This is a genomic window from Achromobacter semiaridum (assembly GCF_053543755.1).
Window position 1 is genome coordinate 1 of the sequence record NZ_JBLVOL010000109.1, and the last position, 3,312, is coordinate 3,312.

3 protein-coding genes and 1 pseudogene are annotated in these 3,312 nt (G+C 65.5%); 2 read left to right on the top strand and 2 right to left on the bottom strand.

The genetic code is table 11. The features are described 5' to 3' along the window. Positions 1 to 151 (bottom strand): annotated as a pseudogene (locus ACNPP0_RS23985) (Tim44 domain-containing protein); the annotation flags it as partial. Between the two features lie 177 nt (positions 152 to 328). Continuing rightward, positions 329 to 1,105, bottom strand: coding sequence for a bifunctional demethylmenaquinone methyltransferase/2-methoxy-6-polyprenyl-1,4-benzoquinol methylase UbiE (gene ubiE, locus ACNPP0_RS23990; protein WP_046807660.1), 777 nt, complete (start codon positions 1,103 to 1,105; stop codon positions 329 to 331). A 163-nt stretch (positions 1,106 to 1,268) separates the two neighbouring features. On the opposite strand from ubiE, the gene phoB reads away from it, so the two are divergent. Beyond that, positions 1,269 to 1,967 (top strand): phosphate regulon transcriptional regulator PhoB, encoded by a 699-nt coding sequence (phoB, locus tag ACNPP0_RS23995; RefSeq protein WP_006217129.1) that lies wholly within the window; start codon positions 1,269 to 1,271, stop codon positions 1,965 to 1,967. 12 nt (positions 1,968 to 1,979) lie between these two features. Continuing rightward, positions 1,980 to 3,287 (top strand): phosphate regulon sensor histidine kinase PhoR, encoded by a 1,308-nt coding sequence (gene phoR / locus ACNPP0_RS24000; RefSeq protein ID WP_332612396.1) that lies wholly within the window; start codon positions 1,980 to 1,982, stop codon positions 3,285 to 3,287. Positions 3,288 to 3,312: the final 25 nt, after the last annotated feature.

Consider the following 3,312-nt stretch of genomic DNA (forward strand, 5'->3'; position numbering starts at 1 on the left):
GTTGCTGGGTCACATTGGAGGATTGGCGGCCGACGCTGCTACCGCCACCCGCACGACGGGCTTCGGCATCAAATGATGCCGTCACCAACGCCGCGCCGGAAACGGCGATGAGCGCCGCGGCGACAAACCGCGAAAGACAGTATTTGGTCATAGAGTTAGCTCCCTCGTACTCGCGCCCCCGCTGCCCCGAGCAGCAAGGAGTCCCACGGACAGCGGGACCTATTCGCGACTTTTCTTACAGTAATCTGAATGTCGTAAGAATAACGGACAAGATGCCGCCCCACAAGTTCCCCGTGGGGGGACAAATCATCGGATGGACACGCCGGGCTCAGCCCAGGCGCACGCCCTCGTGCAGGGCGGCGATGCCGGCGGTCAGGTTGAAGTACTGCACCCGTTCCAGCCCGGCGCTGCGCAGCATGTCGGCCAGGGTTTCCTGGTCGGGATGCATGCGGATGGATTCGGCCAGGTAGCGGTAGCTGGCTTCGTCCTTGGCGACCTTCTTGCCCAGCCAGGGCAGCACATTGAAGGAATACCAGTCATAGGCAGGGGCCAGGGGCTTTGCCACGCGCGAGAATTCCAGCACCAGCAACTTGCCGCCCGGCTTCAGAACACGCGCCATTTCAGCCAGCGCGCGGTCTTTATGCGTCATGTTGCGCAGGCCGAAGGCCACGCTGACGCGATCAAAGTAACCGGTGGGAAACGGCAGGCGTTCGGCGTCGCAGACGGCGGTGGGCAGCAGCAGGCCCGCGTCGGTCATGCGGTCACGGCCCACGCGCAGCATGGAATCGTTGATGTCGGTCAGCCAGACTTCGCCGGTGGGGCCTGCGCGCTTGGCGAAGGCCTTGGCCAGGTCGCCCGTGCCGCCCGCGATATCCAGCACCTTCATGCCGGGGCGGATGGCGGCGCGGCCAATGGTGAAGGCTTTCCAGACGCGGTGCAGGCCGGCCGACATGAAATCGTTCATGACGTCGTAGCGCTGGGCAACCGAATGGAAGACTTCGGCAACCTTGCGCGCCTTTTCGCCTTCAGGCACCGTTTGAAAGCCAAAGTGCGTGGACTGGGCGTTGTCCTGCGCGGAATGTTGCGATTCGGAGGGGTTTTGCATGGTGAATTCCCGATATATCGTGGCAATGGTAGCCTATCGGCCCCCGCCGGCGGCGCGAAGAACCTGCCTGCGGGACGCCCCGCGGTCACATACCTGAAATATTGCGGCCATACTATCGCAATGTTCGCGCCGCGCCGGCGCTCAGAAGCGTGCCAAATTCGCCATGTCCAGCACCATCCTCGTCGTCGAAGACGAACCCGCAATCCAGGAACTGATCGCCGTCAACCTGTCCTTCGCGGGGCACAAAGTGCTGCGCGCCTTCGACGCCGACCAAGCCCAGACCCTTATCCGCGCTGAACTCCCTGACTTGATACTGCTGGACTGGATGCTGCCCGGCACTTCCGGCCTGGCGATGGCGCGCAAGCTGCGCAACGACGAGCGCACCCGCGCCGTCCCGGTCATCATGCTGACCGCCAAGGGCTCCGAGCAAGACAAAGTCGACGGCCTGGAAGCCGGCGCCGACGACTACATCACCAAGCCGTTCTCGCCCAAAGAGCTGATGGCCCGCATCAAGGCCGTGCTGCGCCGCCGTGCGCCGCAGCTGACCGACGACGTCATCGACGTGGGCGGCCTGAAGCTGGACCCGGTCACGCATCGCCTGTCGGGCAACAGCCAGTCGCTACAGATCGGCCCCACCGAATTCCGCCTGCTGCACTTTTTCATGACGCACCCGGAACGCGTGTTCTCGCGGTCGCAGCTGCTGGATCAGGTGTGGGGTGACCACGTGTTTGTTGAAGAACGCACCGTCGATGTCCACATCCGCCGCCTGCGCAAGGCGCTGGAACCCAGCGGCCACGATGCGCACGTGGAGACGGTGCGCGGCAGCGGCTACCGGTTTACGGCACAGCTCGCCACGCGGTAAAACTGCCGCACGATGATCTGGCTGCGCACACTTTTCCTGGTCGCCCTGTGGGCGGTGATTGCATTACTGGCGCAATGGCTCATTGGAGATCCGGCGGGCTGGGTGGTGTTTTCCGCCGCGCTGACCGCCATGTTGCTCTGGCGCAGCTGGCGCCTGACGCTGGTCTCCCACTGGGCCAATCACCCGGACACTTCGCCCCCCGCTTCCGTCGGGCCCTGGGACGACATCCTCGCCCCCCTTTACCGCTATACCCGCGCCCGCGCCCGGGAACTGGCCGAAACCCGCGACACCATGCAAGGCATGCTGGCCGCCGCCCAGGCCCTGCCGGACGGCGCGGTCACGCTGAACGAAGACTTCCAGATTGATTGGTGCAACCGCATGGCGCGCCAGCATCTGGGTTTGCGGCTGCCGGCGGATCGGGGGCACAACCTGCTGAACCTGCTGCGCGCGCCCGAGTTCGTGGAATACGCGCATCGCCCCGCCTGGCCCGAGCCCATCCTGGTGCGCCTGGGCCAGCAAGGCCAGGAACGGCTGATGATGATGCAGCTGACCGCCTACGCCAGCAATCAGCGGCTGCTTATTACGCGCGACGTCACGCAGATCGAACGGCTGGAGACGACGCGCCGCGATTTCGTGGCCAACGTGTCGCATGAACTGCGCACGCCGCTGACCGTGCTGGCGGGCTTTCTGGAAACGCTGCGCGACATGCCGGCTGACGCGCTGCCTGAAGAACAGCGCGCGCAGTACATCGACATGATGCATGAGCAGGCCCAGCGCATGCAGGCCATTGTGGAAGACCTGCTGACGCTGTCCACGCTGGAATCGTCGCCAGGCAGCGACCCGCGCGCCATCAACATGGGCGCGCTGCTGCAAAAGGCGCGCCAGCAGATCGAGGCGCTGTCGGGCGGCCGCCATGTGCTGGAATGGCATATCGACGACACGCTGGACGTGCTGGGCGCCGAAACGGAACTGACCTCGGCGCTGTCGAACCTGCTGACCAATGCGGTGCGCTACACCCCGGATGGCGGCACGATCACCGTGCGCTGGGAACGCGAAGCCGATGGCGGCGCGCGCTACAGCGTGCAGGACACCGGCATCGGTATCCCGGCCCGGCACCTGCCACGGCTGACCGAACGGTTCTATCGGGTGGACCGCGGGCGTTCGCGCGCGGTGGGCGGCACCGGGCTGGGGCTGGCCATCACCAAGCACATCGCCATGCGCCACGACGCCGAACTGCTGATCACCAGCGAACCGGGCAAGGGCAGCGTGTTCGCCCTGCGCTTTCCGCCGGAGCGCATCGCGATCGGCGAAGCGGCATAGAAGGCGCGTCGCCGACGCCGGGCTG